Origin of the sequence: Microvirga tunisiensis (assembly GCF_009296175.1) — a bacterium.
Classification (GTDB): Bacteria; Pseudomonadota; Alphaproteobacteria; order Rhizobiales; family Beijerinckiaceae; genus Microvirga; species Microvirga tunisiensis.
In genome coordinates, this window is record NZ_VOSK01000001.1 from 1 (window position 1) to 16,969 (window position 16,969).

The 16,969-nt window shown below is 57.9% G+C and carries 13 protein-coding genes; 2 read left to right on the forward strand and 11 right to left on the reverse strand.

Translation table 11 applies throughout. The features are described from left to right. Window positions 1-202 precede the first annotated feature (202 nt). On the forward strand, window positions 203-1,351 hold the full coding sequence (locus FS320_RS00005; RefSeq protein WP_152708564.1) for an ABC transporter substrate-binding protein: 1,149 nt from the start codon (window positions 203-205) through the stop codon (window positions 1,349-1,351). A 95-nt stretch (window positions 1,352-1,446) separates the two neighbouring features. Here the strand turns inward: FS320_RS00005 and FS320_RS00010 are convergent, their stop codons facing one another. The 11 genes from FS320_RS00010 to FS320_RS00060 form a co-directional block, all read right to left on the reverse strand. After that, window positions 1,447-2,781, reverse strand: a complete 1,335-nt coding sequence (locus FS320_RS00010; protein ID WP_152708565.1) for an IS5 family transposase — start codon at window positions 2,779-2,781, stop codon at window positions 1,447-1,449. Between the two features lie 569 nt (window positions 2,782-3,350). Continuing rightward, window positions 3,351-4,052, reverse strand: coding sequence for an N-acyl homoserine lactonase family protein (locus tag FS320_RS00015; protein WP_244626885.1), 702 nt, complete (start codon window positions 4,050-4,052; stop codon window positions 3,351-3,353). 266 nt (window positions 4,053-4,318) lie between these two features. Next, window positions 4,319-4,528, reverse strand: coding sequence for a hypothetical protein (locus FS320_RS00020; RefSeq protein WP_152708567.1), 210 nt, complete (start codon window positions 4,526-4,528; stop codon window positions 4,319-4,321). Between the two features lie 101 nt (window positions 4,529-4,629). After that, a complete protein-coding gene (locus tag FS320_RS00025; RefSeq protein WP_152708568.1) occupies window positions 4,630-5,394 on the reverse strand; it encodes a glucose 1-dehydrogenase in 765 nt (254 codons plus the stop codon). A gap of 219 nt (window positions 5,395-5,613) precedes the next feature. Then, complete coding sequence (locus tag FS320_RS00030; RefSeq protein WP_152708569.1) at window positions 5,614-6,789, reverse strand: sugar ABC transporter permease; 1,176 nt, start codon at window positions 6,787-6,789, stop codon at window positions 5,614-5,616. Continuing rightward, the gene (locus FS320_RS00035; RefSeq protein WP_152708570.1) at window positions 6,782-8,314 is read right to left on the reverse strand and encodes a sugar ABC transporter ATP-binding protein; all 1,533 of its coding nucleotides are present in this window, start codon (window positions 8,312-8,314) and stop codon (window positions 6,782-6,784) included. The genes FS320_RS00030 and FS320_RS00035 overlap by 8 nt, the downstream gene beginning before the upstream one ends. Before the next feature lie 131 nt (window positions 8,315-8,445). Further along, a complete protein-coding gene (locus FS320_RS00040) occupies window positions 8,446-9,471 on the reverse strand; it encodes an alcohol dehydrogenase catalytic domain-containing protein (RefSeq protein ID WP_202882813.1) in 1,026 nt (341 codons plus the stop codon). Window positions 9,472-10,141: 670 nt separating this feature from the next. Further along, a complete protein-coding gene (locus tag FS320_RS00045) occupies window positions 10,142-12,262 on the reverse strand; it encodes a xanthine dehydrogenase family protein molybdopterin-binding subunit (RefSeq protein WP_152708571.1) in 2,121 nt (706 codons plus the stop codon). Continuing rightward, on the reverse strand, window positions 12,259-13,257 hold the full coding sequence (locus tag FS320_RS00050) for an FAD binding domain-containing protein (RefSeq protein ID WP_152708572.1): 999 nt from the start codon (window positions 13,255-13,257) through the stop codon (window positions 12,259-12,261). Before FS320_RS00050 ends, FS320_RS00045 begins: the two co-directional genes overlap by 4 nt. 3 nt (window positions 13,258-13,260) lie before the next feature. After that, on the reverse strand, window positions 13,261-13,701 hold the full coding sequence (locus FS320_RS00055) for a (2Fe-2S)-binding protein (RefSeq protein WP_152708782.1): 441 nt from the start codon (window positions 13,699-13,701) through the stop codon (window positions 13,261-13,263). Between the two features lie 302 nt (window positions 13,702-14,003). Further along, the gene (locus tag FS320_RS00060; protein WP_152708573.1) at window positions 14,004-15,044 is read right to left on the reverse strand and encodes a sugar ABC transporter substrate-binding protein; all 1,041 of its coding nucleotides are present in this window, start codon (window positions 15,042-15,044) and stop codon (window positions 14,004-14,006) included. Between the two features lie 630 nt (window positions 15,045-15,674). Between FS320_RS00060 and FS320_RS00065 the strand changes: the two genes are divergently transcribed. Continuing rightward, complete coding sequence (locus tag FS320_RS00065) at window positions 15,675-16,484, forward strand: SDR family NAD(P)-dependent oxidoreductase (RefSeq protein ID WP_152708574.1); 810 nt, start codon at window positions 15,675-15,677, stop codon at window positions 16,482-16,484. Window positions 16,485-16,969 lie beyond the last annotated feature (485 nt).

Sequence of the window (16,969 nt, forward strand, 5' to 3'; positions counted from 1 at the left end):
GGCGGCTATCTCGCGCGTGGGCATGATCCGCCGCCAGGCAACACCGTCATGTGGAGAGGACTTTCGCGCCTGATGGACATCGAACTCGGCGCCAGGATCGGAGCGCAAATCTATGGGTAATTAAAAGTCCGCGAACACTGGGTGGCAGCGTGAGGTGTCGGCGAATGCCTTGAAGGACTAGTGAGCGAGGGCGGTGGGTAAGTTGAAACCGACTGACAGCCTTGCTGGACAGAAAACCAAATTCCGCAATCTGGAGGAAATCACGATGACCATAAGAGTAACTCGTCGCACTGCTTTGACTTGGGCTGCTGGCTCTTTGACCTGTTTAGTGATGCCCGGAGTGTCGTTGGGTCAGTCCGCGGCCAAGCGTGCAACGCTTCTAATGGGTGCTCCTGGGCCGCGTCTCAGCTTGGCCCCTAGTTACATCGCCGAGTTGCTTGGCTTCTATAAGGAAGAGGGCCTTGAAGTCAGTCGGATTTTCATGCGTAGCGGTCCTGCAGGGATGACCGCATTGGTTTCTGGAAGCGGCGATGCGTACTACACGGCTCCAGGTGAGATGATCGCCGCTGCGGCACGTGGGCAGAAGTTCAAAATAGTAATGGCGCAGAGCTCTGCGCATACGCTGTACCTGGTGCTCACCAAAGGCTATGCGGCCAAGTTCGGTCTTACGGAAAACATGCCTTACGAAGAGAAGCGGAAGATCGCGGCTGCCAACTTCAAGGGGATCCGGTGTGGCGTGACGTCGCCTGGGAGTATCACAGACGGATTTGCACGGCAGGTGATCTCCAGCCTTGGGCTTAACCCCGCCAAGGATGCGCAAATTGTGCCCACCCAGTCTACGGAGAATGCCGTATCGGCCGCAGCGAACGGCGCTATCGACGCGTTCGTCGCGCTCCCACCAAACGTCGACCAAGCAGTTGCAGAGATCGGAGCCGTGCCGATATTCAGCGTAACCAAGGATGAGGTTCCGGGGTTCAAGTCACTCGGTGGCTTTGTAATCGAGGCGCGGGCGTCGGACGTGGAGAGCAATCCGGAGCTATTTCAGGCTCTGGTGAACGCCGAGGTTAGAGGCCTGCGCTACATCATCGAGAAATCAGAGGAAGCTGCGAGTATTATCTACAAGGCGCAATATGCGTCTATGATGAGTCCCGACACTTGGCGCACGATGTGGACAAAGAACTTCCCACAGTTCCAGTCTCCCTACTTCACAAAGGAGAGCATTGAAGCGTGGATTAGTCTGGGCATGGTACCGAACGTTACCGACCTGAAATCCATCGATGCAGCCTCACTCGTTGACATGCGTTTCGTCGACAAGGCAGTGCAGCAGATTGGCTGGAAGGTTCCAACCTAGAGCAATAGCGGTTCTGATAGAGCCGGCGCACCCATGCTATCTCTTCGTGATGGGGCTGCTTTCGTCGCCCGTGAAGAATGTTATGCCGGCTTGAGTCATGCGCGCTGAGGCGATGGAGCATATCCGACGAGCATCAGGACAAGGGCGCACAAAAGTGCCGCCAGCCATCGCAGCAGGAGTGAGAAGTTGTATCCGGCCGCTGCCAGAACGGCGTTGATGCGGTCGCCTTCTCGGCCTTTCAGATGATTGCGCCCCATCCGGTGTTCGGCTTTCAGGTGGCCGATCACCGGTTCTATCGCGGCCCGCCGCTTCATCTCGCGCTTGAGAGCCGCTGTGGTCCGGCGTACCTGGCCCGAGATCCAGACCTGGAAGCGGTTTGGGTGATTGTGCCCGCGATAACCCTTGTCGACATGCGTGCGCTGGACTTCAACCCCGGTCATCGCCGCCACATCGGCCACCGCGGCCGCCAACGTGTGACCGTCATACGGGTTGCCGTGCAACGCCCGGGCATGCAGCACGAACTGACCGCCCTTGGGCTGTGTGACCGGAGTGGCGATGCTCACCTTGCAGCCGAACTCATACGGTGTGCGGGCTTTGCCCTTGCCGATGCACTCCACTTCGGGCGCATGTAGGGCGTAGACCTTGGGCCCGCGCTGGCGCTGGGTCTGCTGCCGAACCCTGACCGCCAGGGCGAGCAGCGGTTCAAAGCCTTCCTCCAGGGCCGCATTCCCTTTGATCTTGCGGCGGACATCCCGGATCACTCGGCCGAGCCGGGCGCGCAGAAACCGCAGCTCGCGGTTCGCCCGCTTGAACTGATGGGCATGAAGGTAGCGGCCGATCCGGATCAGAGCGTGTTGGGCCACCCGGCGATAGCTCTGGCGCAACCGGACACCGCACTTGTGGGCGAGATCCACGAGCTTGATCAGGGCCCGGTGCATCAGGCGGACATCGGTGGGATAAGCCACCGCCTTGGGCTGGACGGTGGTGTCGACGGCCACCCGCTCGAGATCCTTCGTGGCGAGAGCCCCGGTCTGGTGCGCCACGGAGAGGCTTTCCTGCAGCAGGGCGGTCAGATGCTCTTCGCCCAGCCGCTGGCGCCACCGCGTCAGGGACGAACGGTCAAACGGCAGATCATGGCGGAAGCTGACCTCGCCGCAGAAGAACTGCACGTAGGGGCTGTCGAGAAAGCGGGCGCACAGCACCTCGTCGGACAGGCTCTCCATGTGCTTGAGGATCATCAGGCCAGCCATCAGCCGCACCGGCAAGGGCGGGTGGCCGGGTCCGGGCTTGTAGACGCCGCCGAGCCGGCGCTCAAGGAAGGTCCAGTCGATGCGCTGAGCCAGCAGCACCAGCGGATGCTTCAGGTCGATGATGCTGTCCAAGGCGGGGCGGAACAGATCCTTCTGGCGCTCGTCTTTCGGCGTCGACATGGCGCACCTCCGGCCGGATGGAGTGCTCCTGATTGAATCAGATCCCGGGCTAAAGCGGCAACGGAAAACGCAGGAAATCCACCGCTTCCGGCCCGCAACCCTGCAAAATCGACTCCAATGATGCGCCCGATATCCCAATCGTCTCAACGAGATCGGAATTCTTCACCGACGACGCTTTCAGAAGGGAACCAGGATCACATGCGGGGCACGATGCTCTAGGAGCCGGATATTACGTCCACTAAAGGAAATGGTTCGACCACCGTCGACATCATCCAGAAGAAACAGCTGAGGATGAACAGTACCGCCAGGCCTTCCGGCGATGCTGTTCATCCTCACCGATCCCCCACATTGGCCATCGACCCATCTTCGTGTGCTCTCACCCGCAGCCTTCGATCTGCCGAAATCGGAATTCAGCCCCGCGAGCTTTAAACGTTAGCTCGATCCCTTTAGCTGACGGGCTCTCCTATCTAGCGTCGATCCAGTTCTCGGACCATGTCAAGGACGAGCTTCGACAACTGCGGCTGTCGAAGCTCGTCCAGTACAATACTTTTTTGTATTGATGCTCAAAGTTATGAATGGACCCGCGGCGGCTTGTCGAGCCGTACAACGATCCCTTCGAGGTCCTTGCTCGGTGCCGGATAGAGTTGCATCACGAGCGGATCGTGCCCCGGGATGACGTGGTCCCAAGACCCTCCGGAGAGGTTATACAGAATCCGATAGCCTTCCATCATTTCATCGACCCGATGGACAGATGGGAATGGCGCGCCATTCTGCATGTTGAAATAGAGATGAGAGGCATCCGAGGCGAGCACTACCCAGCCCCGTTCGGTCCAAACGCGGACGACCTGCTGCCCTCCCGTATGGCCCCCGGTTCGATGCACGGAGAGACCAGAGGTAATCTCGACACTTTGATCGTGAAACGTCACCCGGTCGGCATATACGCATCTGACAAGATGAAGGACGTCATCGATCTCGTATCCACGCCGCATCAGGCGCGAGCACATGCATCGGCCCGTAGCATAGGCCATCTCCGAGTCCTGGAGGTGAAACTGCGCCCTGGGATATCGGTGGAGCATGCCGGCATGGTCGTAGTGCATATGTGTCAGAATGACGTCTTCCAGCTTCTCGGGATCGAGATCCAGCAGCTTGATTGCGTCGGCTGGAGCTCGGAAGAACTGCTCACCCCGGCGCTTGGCGGTTTCCTCGCCCATACCGGTGTCGATGAGAAAGACCCTATCGGATCGCTTGGCCACCCACACGTAGAAATCCATCGACGAATGCGACTCGTGGGGATCGCCGCCAATCATATTTTGTCCGAGCGTACGTGGTCCGTTGTGCGCGTACCGGATTGCAAACAGTTCAAAGGGCTGCATAGAATTCTATTCCTTGATGTGGGTGGTTAACGAGGCCGCCGCTGCACCGGTCGTGTCGCATCTCTAAATAGGGACTACATTGACCACTCGCTCGGCGGCGCCTATGCATTACAGACCTAAGTACCGCGTGACCGGGTGGGTTGGCTTCTGGTACGTTTCCATCTTTAAAGAAGAGGCTGCCGGTATTGTCGAGGTCGGCCATAGGCACTGCTGTAGGTTTGCCAGTCGCGATTGGTCTCAACCACGTCCTGGTAGCGTGACAGCGCGTAGAACCCGCGCTGTTCGTTGAAGTATACGGGCTTTTCCTGCCTCATCAGCCGGCAAATCGGAAAGGGATTGTCGATAACCGCCTTTTCGAATGGGTCGAACTCCATAACTGAACCTCCTTACTTTGAAGGCAAAGCTTCTTGATGAAGAGCACTATCTTCTCTGATCATATTATCAGGGACTGCCTATTCGTACCCGGATTCTGCAGCTACTGAGCAGTCCAGCCGCCATCGACAGCCAACGGGTGCCCAATCACGAAACTCGCGCCCGGGCTGCAAAGCCATAATACGGCTGAAGCGACCTCCTCCGGCCGTCCGAGTCTACCAATCGGTTGGTCGTACTTGGTTATCTGCTCGAGGATAGCAGGATCGCGCCTGATTAGCTCAGTCACCATAGGCGTCTCGATCGTCCCGGGACACACCGCGTTGATCCTGATACCGCGTGATGCGTATTCAACAGCCGCAGTGCGGGTAAGCCCGATGATCCCATGTTTCGAGGCATGATAGTCTCCCCGTCCCGGTATCCCGACTAGTCCACAAACTGACGAGCAGTTCACGATGGCGCCTTGGCCCTGTTCGCGCATGTGCTGGAGTTCATACTTCATGCAGTTCCAGACGCCACGAAGGTTAACCGCGATCACGCGGTCAAACTCTTCCCCAATGGCATCAGCCGTTTCTTTGGCGCCAAACTGGATCCCAGCATTGTTGAAGGCAACGTCCAGACGACCGAACTCCCTCACCGTCCGCGCGACCATGCTTGCGACGCTCGCCTCATCGGCAACGTCGCAGGCGACGGCGATTGCCCTGCCGCCGGCCGCAGTGATATCGGTGACCGCTGCCTGAGCGGACCCTTCGTCAACATCAGCAACGGTGACGGCTGCGCCTGCCTCAGCGAAGGCCTGAGCTGTCGCCAGCCCAAGACCCGAGCCGCCACCTGTCACTAAAGCAACCTTGTTCTCAAACACTAAACTCATAGCATGCGCCCTTAGTAGAGTTTTCTAAGCCCGGCTCGTTAGATGCATGAACGGTGAGTATTGGCGACCGTCACTTACAGTCCCAGCCATGACCTGATGGAAGACTGCAGGGTCAATCAAGCGCTGTTTCCGCGGGGTCATCACCTTGAAGGTCGGAGGAGGAAATGGTGTATCCCCTCCCCACACATTGATCGCGCATAAGCGGCAACTCCGATCGGCCTAGCGATGACGTACTTTGCCATTGAGTGCAGAGTCGGCAGCGATAGCCAGCAACAGAAGAAGCGCCTTGATGATCATCTGTATGAAGGACGAGATGTTCAGCAGGCTCATGCCGTTATCGATTGTGACAAGCAGTGCGGCCCCGAGGATAGCACCTGGGATAGTGCCAATGCCTCCGCGCAGTGAGATACCGCCGATCACAGCCGCGGCAATAGCGTCCAATTCGAGGTATTGCCCCATAGCAGGCGTGGATGCCGACAGGCGCGCGGTCGCAAGGGTTGCGGCGATCGCATAGAATACGCCCATAAGAAGGAATCCGAACAGAATATGCTTGCTAACATCGATACCGGCCAAGCGCGCGGCCTCACGATTTGAGCCAATTAGGTAAGCGTTGCGTCCGTACACGGTACGAGTCATCACGAACCAGAGCACGCCTCCGCAGGCTGCGACCCAGAGAACAGCGTTAGGAATGCCGCGGTACCCGGCAAAGATCCAAGCCAGCGCTCCAAAGATGATGGCCGCAGTGGCAATCCTGACGGCAATCGATGTTAGATCATGCTGGCCAGTCTCAGGATCTCGCGCCGAGCGGGCGAGCAAAGCGGCAACAACGAGAAAGGCCACCGCCAACATCAGTAGCGAAACAGGCACCGGCACAAAGCCCTCGCTGAGGGCCGAGTATGACGGGCTTAGAGGCGCGATTGTAGCGGCGTCCGTCAGATAGTAGGCAAGTCCACGGAAGCCCAGCAAGCCGCCAAGGGTCACTACAAATGACGGGACGCCAAGCGCGACCGTGCACAAGCCTTGCCAGAGACCGAGCAGAAGCCCTATGCCCAGAGTGACAAGAATTGTTGGAACCACAGGAAAGCCATAGTGGACTTGGAGCGTAGCAGCGGCAGTCCCGCAAAGATAGACTGCACTGCCGATCGATAGATCAATCTCACCTTTAATAATCAGAATCGACACCGCCATCGCGACAACGGCAGTGATCGCACATTGCCGCATTAAAAGTGTGATATTGCGAGGTGACAGGAAGATGCCATCGGTCGCAACTTGGAACCCGACTGCAACCACGATGAAGAAGGCAACCATCGGCAGCCAGCGGGCGTTCCTCGTCAAGACATGCCGGACGAATTGTGCTCTTGCTGTCTTTACAGGACGATCGACGATCTCAGTCATAAGTATGTTCCGTCCCTTCCAATGATCCAGTTGCCGCGGCCAGAAGAGTGTGCCGGCTGACCCCCGGCTTGAACTCACCCGTTATTTGACCTTTGTACATGACCAAGATGCGGTCACTTTCGTTTGCGACCTCTTCCATGTCGCTTGAAATCATCAGGATGGCCTTGCCGCTGTCGGCAAGCTCGCGGAGAATCCTGTAGATCTCGAAGCGCGCGCCAATGTCGACGCCGACGGTCGGCTCATCCACAATCAGCAGGTCGGGTTCTGCTGCCAGCCATCGAGCCAGCATAATCTTCTGCTGGTTGCCACCGCTAAACGTCTCGACCGACTTCTCGAGGTTGAGCGGACGGAGATGGAAGTTTCGTGCCAATGTCAAGTTCCGGCGTCGTTCCGCACTTCGGCCGATGACTCCCCATCGACTGAGCCGACTGATGCTTGCGGCGCTCATGTTGTAGAGCGCACTTTGGGTCTCGAAGAGTCCGGATCGCTTCCGGTCCTCTGTCAGCATAGCGCAGCCCCTACCCAGAGCATCCCTGGGACTTCGGGGTCGACCATTCACGCCATTTATGGTGACGTCTCCATGAACCCGCCCGTTCCACGCGCCGAATATCGCCATCGCCAGCTCGGTCTGTCCGGCGCCAACCAAGCCGAAGAGGCCAACGATCTCACCGCCTGATACATCGAGACTTGCCCCGTCTACAAAAGCCTTAGAGTTCGACGCTGAGCCAGAAACGTGCAAGTTAGTGACAGAAAGCCGCTTTTTCGAAAGGGTAACTGTCCGGCTTTCGCGCGATTCAGGCTCGCGACCGATCATTGCTCGCACGATCTGGTCGCGGGATCCCTTCAACTGCGATGTCTCAAACACAAGACGGCCGTTGCGCATCACCAACGCGCGGTCACATACGCCTTCGATTTCGTCAAGGCGGTGTGTGATGAAGACCGTTGCAACGCCTAGTCGGCTCACTTGCTTTATTTTGTCATAAAGATGCGCCGCCTCACCTGGCGTCAGGGCTGCCGTCGGTTCGTCAAGGATGAGAACGCGCGGCGTCCCCTTCGTCAGAGCGGACGAGATCATCAGGAGGCGCTGTTCGGATGCTGAAAGGGTGCTCGCGGGTGCGTTGGGGTCCGCGTCGATCTCGAAGAAATTCAAACAGTCGCGAGTATGCTTTATGACCTTCGCCCAATCGACGACACCATACCGGTTGGGCATGAATCCCATGCACGCATTTTCCGCGATGCTCAGGTTTGGGGCGATATGCAGCTCTTGCTGAACCAGGAGAATTCCCAGCTCTTCGGCCTGACGGACGTTGCTCGGCTGGATCTCCTTTCCATCGAGCAGAACCGTGCCGCTCGTTGCCGTGTAGACGCCGGAGATGCACTTCATCAGCGTAGACTTGCCAGCTCCGTTCTCGCCGAGCAGTGCGATTGTCTTGCCAGGCAGAAGCGAGAGCGAAACATCGTTCACTGCCAGTGCGCCGAAGAAATCTTTCGTCAGATTTTGAACTGTGAGAACTGGTTCTGACATTGATCCATCTCTGGGCTGTTTGACCAGGTTCAGCGACAAGGCTGAACGGAGCCTCTGTGAAGCCGGCACCGACGTGGCCGCGTCGGCTACCGTTCCGGTGGACTGCACGCTCGCACTGCGCGGAATCCTGGCTATGCAGCAAAGTCGGTAATGACCACGTATCCTGAGGTCCGGTACGCATCCATGTCGTGGAGCACGGAACCTACATCATGCAATCCTACTTCACGACTTACGAGTCTGCTCGGGCGTAATCGCCCCTGCGAAACCAGCGAGAGCAACTCATCGAAAGCCCAATGCGGGTTGCCCTGCGAGCCCACAATCCGAAGTTCCTTCATGACGATGAGATCCAGCGGAATGCGGGCAAAGCCTTTCTCCTGTTGGGATGTAAGACCGATCTGAGCCAGTCGACCACCCTTCTTCAGCGAATACAGCCCGGTATTCACCGTCTGCTCGAGCCCGAGCGCGTCCACAGCTAGATCAACACCGCGGTCCCCGGGCGTGAGCTTGCGGACCGCGCTGCTAACGGCATCGGGACTGAGACCCTTCGCGTTTACCGTACTAACAGCCCCGAGCGTCTTTGCCTGTTCGAGCTTCGCGTCGTCGACATCAACGGCAATCACCTCAGCACCAAGACATGCCGCAATCTCCACTGCGGCAAGTCCGACCCCTCCACACCCCACGACTGCGACGAGCTCGCCGCCTTTCACGGCGCCCTGCTTGTGCACAGCTCGCCAGGCAGTCATGTACCGGCACCCGAGCGCCGCCGCCGTCAGTTCATCAACGTTGTCTGGTAGGACGACGCAGTTGAGATCTGCATTCGGAACTCGCATGTACTCTGCCCAACCGCCGGAGCCTGGGACGTGATGACTCGAGTCCCCATCGTCGCACATGTTCTGGAGGCCGCGCATGCAGGATGAGCATCGCCCGCAGGCAAGATGAACCGGAACGGTGACCCTCTGGCCTGGGGTCAGCCGCTTGACGCGGCTTCCAACGGATTCAATGATGCCACCGATTTCGTGACCCAGAATTCCGGTTACAGGAAGATGAACACCGTTCCAGACCCAGTCACCGTTCCAGATATGCCAGTCTGATCTGCATATACCGGACGCGACAATTCGGACGAGCGCATCCTCCTCCCCGATCTCGGGCACTGGCACACTTGCCACCTCAATCGGGGACCGCACGCCGACGGCTCGCGCCGCGCGCATCTTCTTGTTCGACCACGTCGTGGGCTCAAAGAACATCCAATTCCTCCCATGTGGCGTGGCGAGATCTCGCGGCTACGCCAGCGTCCGAAGTAAGTCCGTCGAGAGCAATTAGACGAACTTCACCGTTTTCTTTGACGCTCCGACGATTCTTCAGGCTCAACTCGCGCCATAACGTCTGGCTCAAGTTCGACTTAAGGAAGTCCAGCGTCGTTTTCTCAGTAATCTCACTTAATGGGATATGTGTCAACTAAGCTGGCGGTCCGGGTTGGCAGGAGATACCCGCTTCTGCGACCAAGAGTTTTGTTTCAACCTCGTTAGAGCGAAGGGCAACCTAGGATGCAAAGGCGATCGAATTCAAACGGTGGGAGGTGCCATTTCGTGCCGCATCATTGCAGTGGGTGTTCATACATGCAGACACGCTCGGTCAGTGAAAGTGGAGCTATCTACGGGGCTCGATTCAAATCACCTGGCAAAGACGATAAACAAGGGCCGTCACCTTCGCCGGACACGCAGCACGGTTTGGGCTAACAGGCGCGTATATAGAAATAATCCCGCTTAGTAGGACAGCTTGGGATAGGCTTGCGCAAACACGATGCTCGGCGCGTGAGCCCGCCGTTCATCACAGCAGTTTGTCCGGTGTAATGGGCAACTCGCGGATGCGCTTCCCTGTCGCGTGGAAGATTGCATTCGCGATCGCAGGTGCAACGCCAACAATCGCGATCTCGCCAACACCCTTAACGCCAAGCGGGTTCACATGCGGGTCGTGCTCATCGATAAAGATGGCTTCCATTTCCGGTGGATTGTCTGCATGCACTGGGATTGCATACTCGGCAAGATTTGCGTTCACGGCGCGGCCATTGCGCCGATCCATGGGTGAATGCTCCATTAGCGCCATGCCTATCCCGCCAACCATGCCTCCGATAACTTGGCTACGCGTCGTCTTCGGATTCACAATACGGCCAAGTCCATAGCTGCCCACGATACGATTGACCCGCGCTTCGCAGAGGTCCGGGTCGACAGCAACTTCCGCGAAGACAGCGCCGAACGCATGCATCGAGAAGCGTTTCTTGGCGTCGCCGGGCGTGAAATGGAACAAAGTCTCATAAGGATGCTCAAGCCGGCGGATCGCTTCTGCGATGTCGTTGGTGCTTGCGTTCGCAAGTATGCTGGCGCGCGCCTTCTGGCATGCTCCCTGAACGGCACTGCCGACGCTGGCGGTCGTCATAGATCCCCCATGTACGGACGCGCGGGGCAGTTTCGTGTCGCCAAGGTTGAACCTCACCTTTCCCACAGGAAGACGTAGCGTCTCTGCGGCGATTTGGGTCATGGTCGTCCACGTCCCTGGGCCCATGTCGCTAGCGGCGCTCACCACTTCAGCTGTTCCGTCAGGCAAGAGTCGCACCAGCGCTGAGGCCGCCTGAAGATGTACGGGATATGTGGCGCTGGCCACGCCCCATCCAATCAGCTTGTGGCCGTCGCGCATTGAGCGCGGTTGTGGATTGCGCTGGCTCCAGCCGAACCGTTCAGCCGCAAGCCTATAGCATTCCTGCATCGAGCGGCTCGAGAACGGACGGTCCTGTGCCTCGTCCCGGGTGGGTTCGTTGCGCAGTCGCAGTTCGACCGGATCGATACCCAGGGCGAATGCCAGTTCGTCCATCGCGGATTCCATGGCAAAGATCCCGCTCGCCTCACCTGGAGCACGCATGTACGTCGGCGTGTGAACGTTCAGAGGTGCCAGACGATGGCGGGTGTACACGTTGGAGCAAGAGTACAGAAACTTTGTCGCGTGGGGCAGCGACTCCCGGAATTCCTCATAGGTGGAGGTTTCCTGCCAGCCATCGTGCAAGATCGCCGTAAGCCTTCCGTCCCTCGACGCCCCCAAGGCGAAACGCTGTACCGTGTATGGCCTGTAACCAACGCCATAATACATCTCGCGTCGCGATAGCATGAGCTTGACGGGCCGTCCGACGACGCGGGCAGCAAGTGCTGCGAGGGTTACGTGGGGCCAAGTTCGGAGTGCCGCACCGAAAGCGCCGCCGACAAACGGGGATATGACGCGGACGTCCTCCGAAGATATATCAAACACGGAGGCGATTTCATCCGCAACGTTGTGGAGCCACTGCGTCTTGTCCCAGAGCGTCAGCTTGTCCCCATCCCAAGCGGCAACCGTCGCGTGCGTCTCAAGCGGATTGTGATACTGTCGCGGGATGACATAAGTCTGGTCGACCTTGACTTCGGCTGCCGCGAGGCCTGCGTCGGCATCGCCGCGGCGAGTTTCGGACGGATGTGTGGTGCTGTTTCCTGGGCTTACAGGCTGAGCCTGAGTTGCATCCGTTGAAGCAGTGGCAGATGCGTAGACAACTCTCACTAGGGAAGCTGCATGGAGGGCCTGCTCCAACCGGTCAGCAACCACAAGCGCAACGGGCTGGCCCTGGTGGTTCACTTCATTGCTCTGAAGCACGTGCAAGCGCTCTCCGACGACCGGATCCGGATCGCCTTTGTGGGCACGATACGGCAGCTTCGGCGCGTTCTGATGGGTCAGAATGGCTACGACCCCGGACGCTTGCTCGGCTTCTGACAGATCAATTGAGACGATCCGGCCGGCAGCAATCGTGCTCCTGGCAATCGCAGCATAGGCTTGTCCCGGCTGGTCGAACTCCGCTGCGTAGGTCGCGCTGCCCGTAACCTTCTTGCGGCCGTCAACGCGGCTCAGTGGCATGCCTATGATTGCCGTGCTCATGAACGTTCCCTGGCAGTTTCGAGCGCACGCACAATGGCTCGCTGCATGAGTTCAATCTTAAAGTCATTGTGGCCATGACCGCACGCTCCGTCCGCAGCGAGCGCCGCCGCCGCACGAAGGGCAGGCGCCTCGCCGGAGGACCCGGTGAGCGCGGCCTCCACATTCCGCAGGCGCCACGGCTTTGTCGCGACCCCGCCAACGGCAACACGCGCTTGGGCTATGCGTCCATTCTCAATTGCGATGGCCACTGCTACAGAAGTCATCGCGAATTCAAAAGATGCTCTGTCGCGTACCTTGAGATAGTGCGAGTTCCGTGCCATCGGACTTGCGGGCACGATGATTGCTGTAACCATTTCACCAGCTTCAAGAACACTTTCAATGTGTGGCGTTGTACCGGGAAGCTGATGGAACTCCTCCATAGAAACTATGCGCTCGCCATTGGAATGAGCGATCACGACGCGAGCGTCGAGGGCTGCCAAGGCAACCGCCAGATCCGAGGGGTGGACGGCGATGCAGTCGGGGCTCGCTCCTAGCACCGCATGCCATCGGTTCTCGCCACCGATCGCGGCACAGCCCGAGCCGGGTGCGCGCTTGTTGCACGCATCGTAGCCGACGTCCCGAAAATAAGGGCAGCGCGTGCGTTGCAGGATATTGCCGCCGAGGGTGGCTTGGTTGCGCACCTGGGGGCTGGCCGAATTGAGCAATGCTTGGACAATGACAGGATAGCCGTCGGCGACCCCCGAATGGGCGGCTACGTCTGCCATGGTCGCTCCTGCGCCGAGCCGGAGTACCTCCGAGCTAACCTCAATCCGACTGTCGAGGAGACCCGCCAGACTGATCAGCTTGTGCGGATGTCGAACATTCTCCTGTAGGAGTTGAACCATATCCGTCCCACCTGATATGTACTCTACCAATACGTCGTCTTGTCTCGCGCACGCATGTATGGCCATCGCCGTTGAAAGGTCGCGCGGACGCGCAAGTTCGAACGGGTGCATTGCCTACAGTCCCTGCCCAACATCGGCAGCCACATCCTGAATAGCTGCAACAATGTTATCATAGGCGCCGCATCGGCAGAGATTTCCGCTCATCCACTGACGGATCTCCTCGGCAGAACCAGTGTGTCCTTGGCCAATGCAGGCAAGGCCTGCCATGATCTGGCCCGATGTGCAGTATCCGCATTGCATCGCATCACGCTCGATAAACGCTTGTTGCAACGGGTGAAGAGCTGCCGCCGATGAAACTCCTTCAATGGTGGTGATAACCCTTCCTTCCGACAGGGCAGCAAGCATCAGACACGACTTCATGGGTTTGCCATCGAGCAAGACCGTACACGCCCCGCATTGACCCAGCCCACAGCCTTTTTTCGACCCGGTGAGATTCAAATGCTCGCGAAGTGCGTCGAGGAGGGTCGTGCGGGTATCAAGGGACAGAGAGTGCATCGTCCCATTGACCACGAGCGTGATGTCCAAATCAGCAATGTCTTTCACGGTTGCATGTCCACAGAATGGCCGTTCGCAACGAGGATGGCTTCCGAGCAGGCCGTGCCGCGGCTAAGTCCATCTCGCCGAGGCAAGCAGCAGCAATTCGCGGAAACAAACGACCTGCCGCCCGAGGCAAACGAGGTGCGGGAGCCCCGCGGCCGCCTGATCGGATATGCATCGTCTCCGTCCGCTACAATTTTAGGCGGGAAACTCTTCGTCCCAGGTTGTTAAACGGGACGAAGAGTTTCCCGTACCCAGCCTTATTTGCACTCGTTCGGACCGCCGAACACCTCATTTGGCGAGGTCCATCCCTTGGCCATCGATTTCACGACATCACACAGGTTGTCCTTAGTGACCGCAACAATCGGCACAATATGGGTCGGCACTTCGCCGGCACCGTGATCGACCATCTTTTCATGGGGCGGTACTTGCTTGTTGGCCAGAGCAATCGCAGCCTTGATTGCGGAGCTGCCAAAATCATTAATGTCAGTGTAGACTGACATGGTCTGCGCACCACTCTTGATGAGCTTGAGGGTTGGCGTCTCAGCGTCATTTCCGCTGACGAACACTTTTCCCTCCAGATTGCGCGACTTCAATGCCTGGACGGTGCCGGTTGCCATGGAATCGTTCATGACCATGAATGCGGCGATATTGTCACTGTTGGCCGACAGGGCATTTTCTGCATGAGCCTGCGCGGCGGTCGGGCTCCAGCCCGTTGTATACTGGTCGAACACTACCTTGATTGATTCGTTTCCCTGCAGCACATCTTTCCACCCCTTCACAAATGCGGGGAGTTCTTGCCATTGGGTATCACCCTTGATCATTGCATAGTTGCCCTTTGGAGCAAACTTCAGCGCCTCTTTAGCTTGCAGAACCCCGACCTGATAGTTGTCTCGAGTGATGTAGAAGTCGACCTTCGCGGTCGTGACTCCGCCGTCATACGCAATGACCGGAACACCGGACTCCTTAGCCGACTTGACGATGGGTCCCGCTGAAGCGCCGTTGACCGGACAAATGATCAGGACATCAGGATCGCGGGCGAGCAGACTCTCAACCTGCGACGCCTGCTTGATGGGGTCGCCATTCGCATACTCAAATCGAAGCTCGACGTTATGCTTCGCAGCTTCCGCCTCCATTACTGCGCGGTCCACCGCCCAGCGCTGCTCCTGCTGTCGTTGGAACGAGACGGCAACCAGTAACTTGCCATCCGCCGTCTTTGCGATTGCCGGCAGACTGATTGCCGTGCAGGTCAAGATAATCGATGCACCAAAGGTACGTGCAACAACATTTCTCAGCGTCATCGTCAGCTTCCTCCACACCTTCGTTCATTCGATTGATTGTCCGCAGGGCACTTGCGGCCGATGCTTCGGGGTATGCGATTTTTTCGAATGCTATCTCAGCGGACAAAAACCCTCTCACAAACATAAATAATCGTCAATAGTGAGATTTATTATAAATAATGGTGCGGTCGGCAAGTTTGCCCGAGCGCGTCGGTTTACATTCCCATAGGAGGGAATGGTCTTCCTCATCGGGCGTGCCGACGCGGAAGACCGGCCGGAAGGGTCCTGCACTGGCTCTGGCTGACATTTTTGATCGGGCTACTCACAATCGATCAGGGATAACACGTCGCCCTGGTTCGGAGACTTCACAAGTGCCGACGATTATAAGACTTTTCGTTCGATATCATTATCGCGCTGGCTTCGCTTGGGCCGTAAGTACATGGTTCGCGCAACTCCTCCGTGCCGATACGCATGCTTTTCATGGTGTAGAGAGACTACGTACCCATGATGGGACTAGGACAAATGGGCATTGTAACGGCCGTGCTTGACAACTAGGCGCACCTTTATAGATTCGCATACTGCGACATTCTTTATGTGCCAGAACGCAGCCCTGCAGGGTTGTTTTTCCGACAAGCCAAGTGAAGGTCAGTGATGGTCAATGCACCCAAGCTCCAGGACCAAGTGATCGTTGTTACCGGCTCTGCCCGCGGAATTGGCTTTGCGACCGCAGAAATCGCTCTGCAGGAAGGCGCCCGTGTAGTTATCTGTGATCTGGATCCCAAAAACGTCGATCAGGCGGTCGGAAAACTATCCCCGCTAGGGGACGTGATGGGTGTGGCAGGCGATGTGGGCAACTTGGCGGATGTAAAGAGAAACGTTGCTGAGGTGATGGACCGTCATGGTCGCATTAACGTTCTAATCAACAACGCAGCGATTACCTCATACCATCTGCCTGAGATGCTGCCCGAAGATGTATGGCGACGCGAGCTCGAAGTATGTTTGACCGGATCGTTCTTCTGGTGCCAAAGTGCGGCCAGTGCATCAATGATTCCCGCCGGCAGGGGCTCCATCGTAAACGTGAGCTCGGGAGCAGGTCTCGCAGGAATCCCGAAGTGTGCGGGCTATGTTTCGGCCAAGCATGGTCTTGTGGGATTGACGCGGGCGCTCGCTGTTGACTGGGGTCAGCATAATATTCGCGTCAACTGCATCTGTCCCGGGCATACCTATACCGAGTTATCCAATTTCGTCGCTAGTCAAAACCCCGCTGCGATGGAGCAGCGTGTGTCGCAGATTCCGCTAGGACGTGGAGCGCAACCGGCGGACGTGGCTAAAGCAATTCTTTTTCTCGCTTCCCCAGATGCCGACTCGATCAGCGGAGCCGTCCTGGCCGTTGACGGCGGGACAATCGCAATGGAGTCCGGCTTCTTCCCGCCGAGGGATGCGCGCAGTCAAGTCGCATAAATTGCGGAGTCTCCCTTCGATTCGCTAACACCATCGCGCTGGCACAAGCATTACGGCATCGCACTGTGTCGGTGCGTTGACGTTCTATCGCGGGATTGATGTCCGTCTTGGCCACTTGGGCCTGGAAAGAGATGGCAGTGGTATCCTTTGCCAAACAGTCGCGAGGGACTTGCGCGCGGTAGTCCCGCATTGTTGGCCGCAAGGATGGACCCCCTCCTCCTGAGCAAGGCCTTTGTCTTCGCTGATTCGTTGCCCATTTCCTCGCCTGGACTTTGCGCGGCACCAATACTGACTACGACGGTTTCCCCTTCGGCTGGCCCACTCCCGCTACCTCAGCGAGCAACATCAGGTGGCCACGTCAGACTAACCAGACCATCCTACGATCCCGCCCGTAGCAGCCCCACGCCTTGGAGAGCAGGAGCACATAGGCTTGGTCACGTAGCTGGGATTCCTGCTGTACTGGACTGTTATCGCATCCACGACCA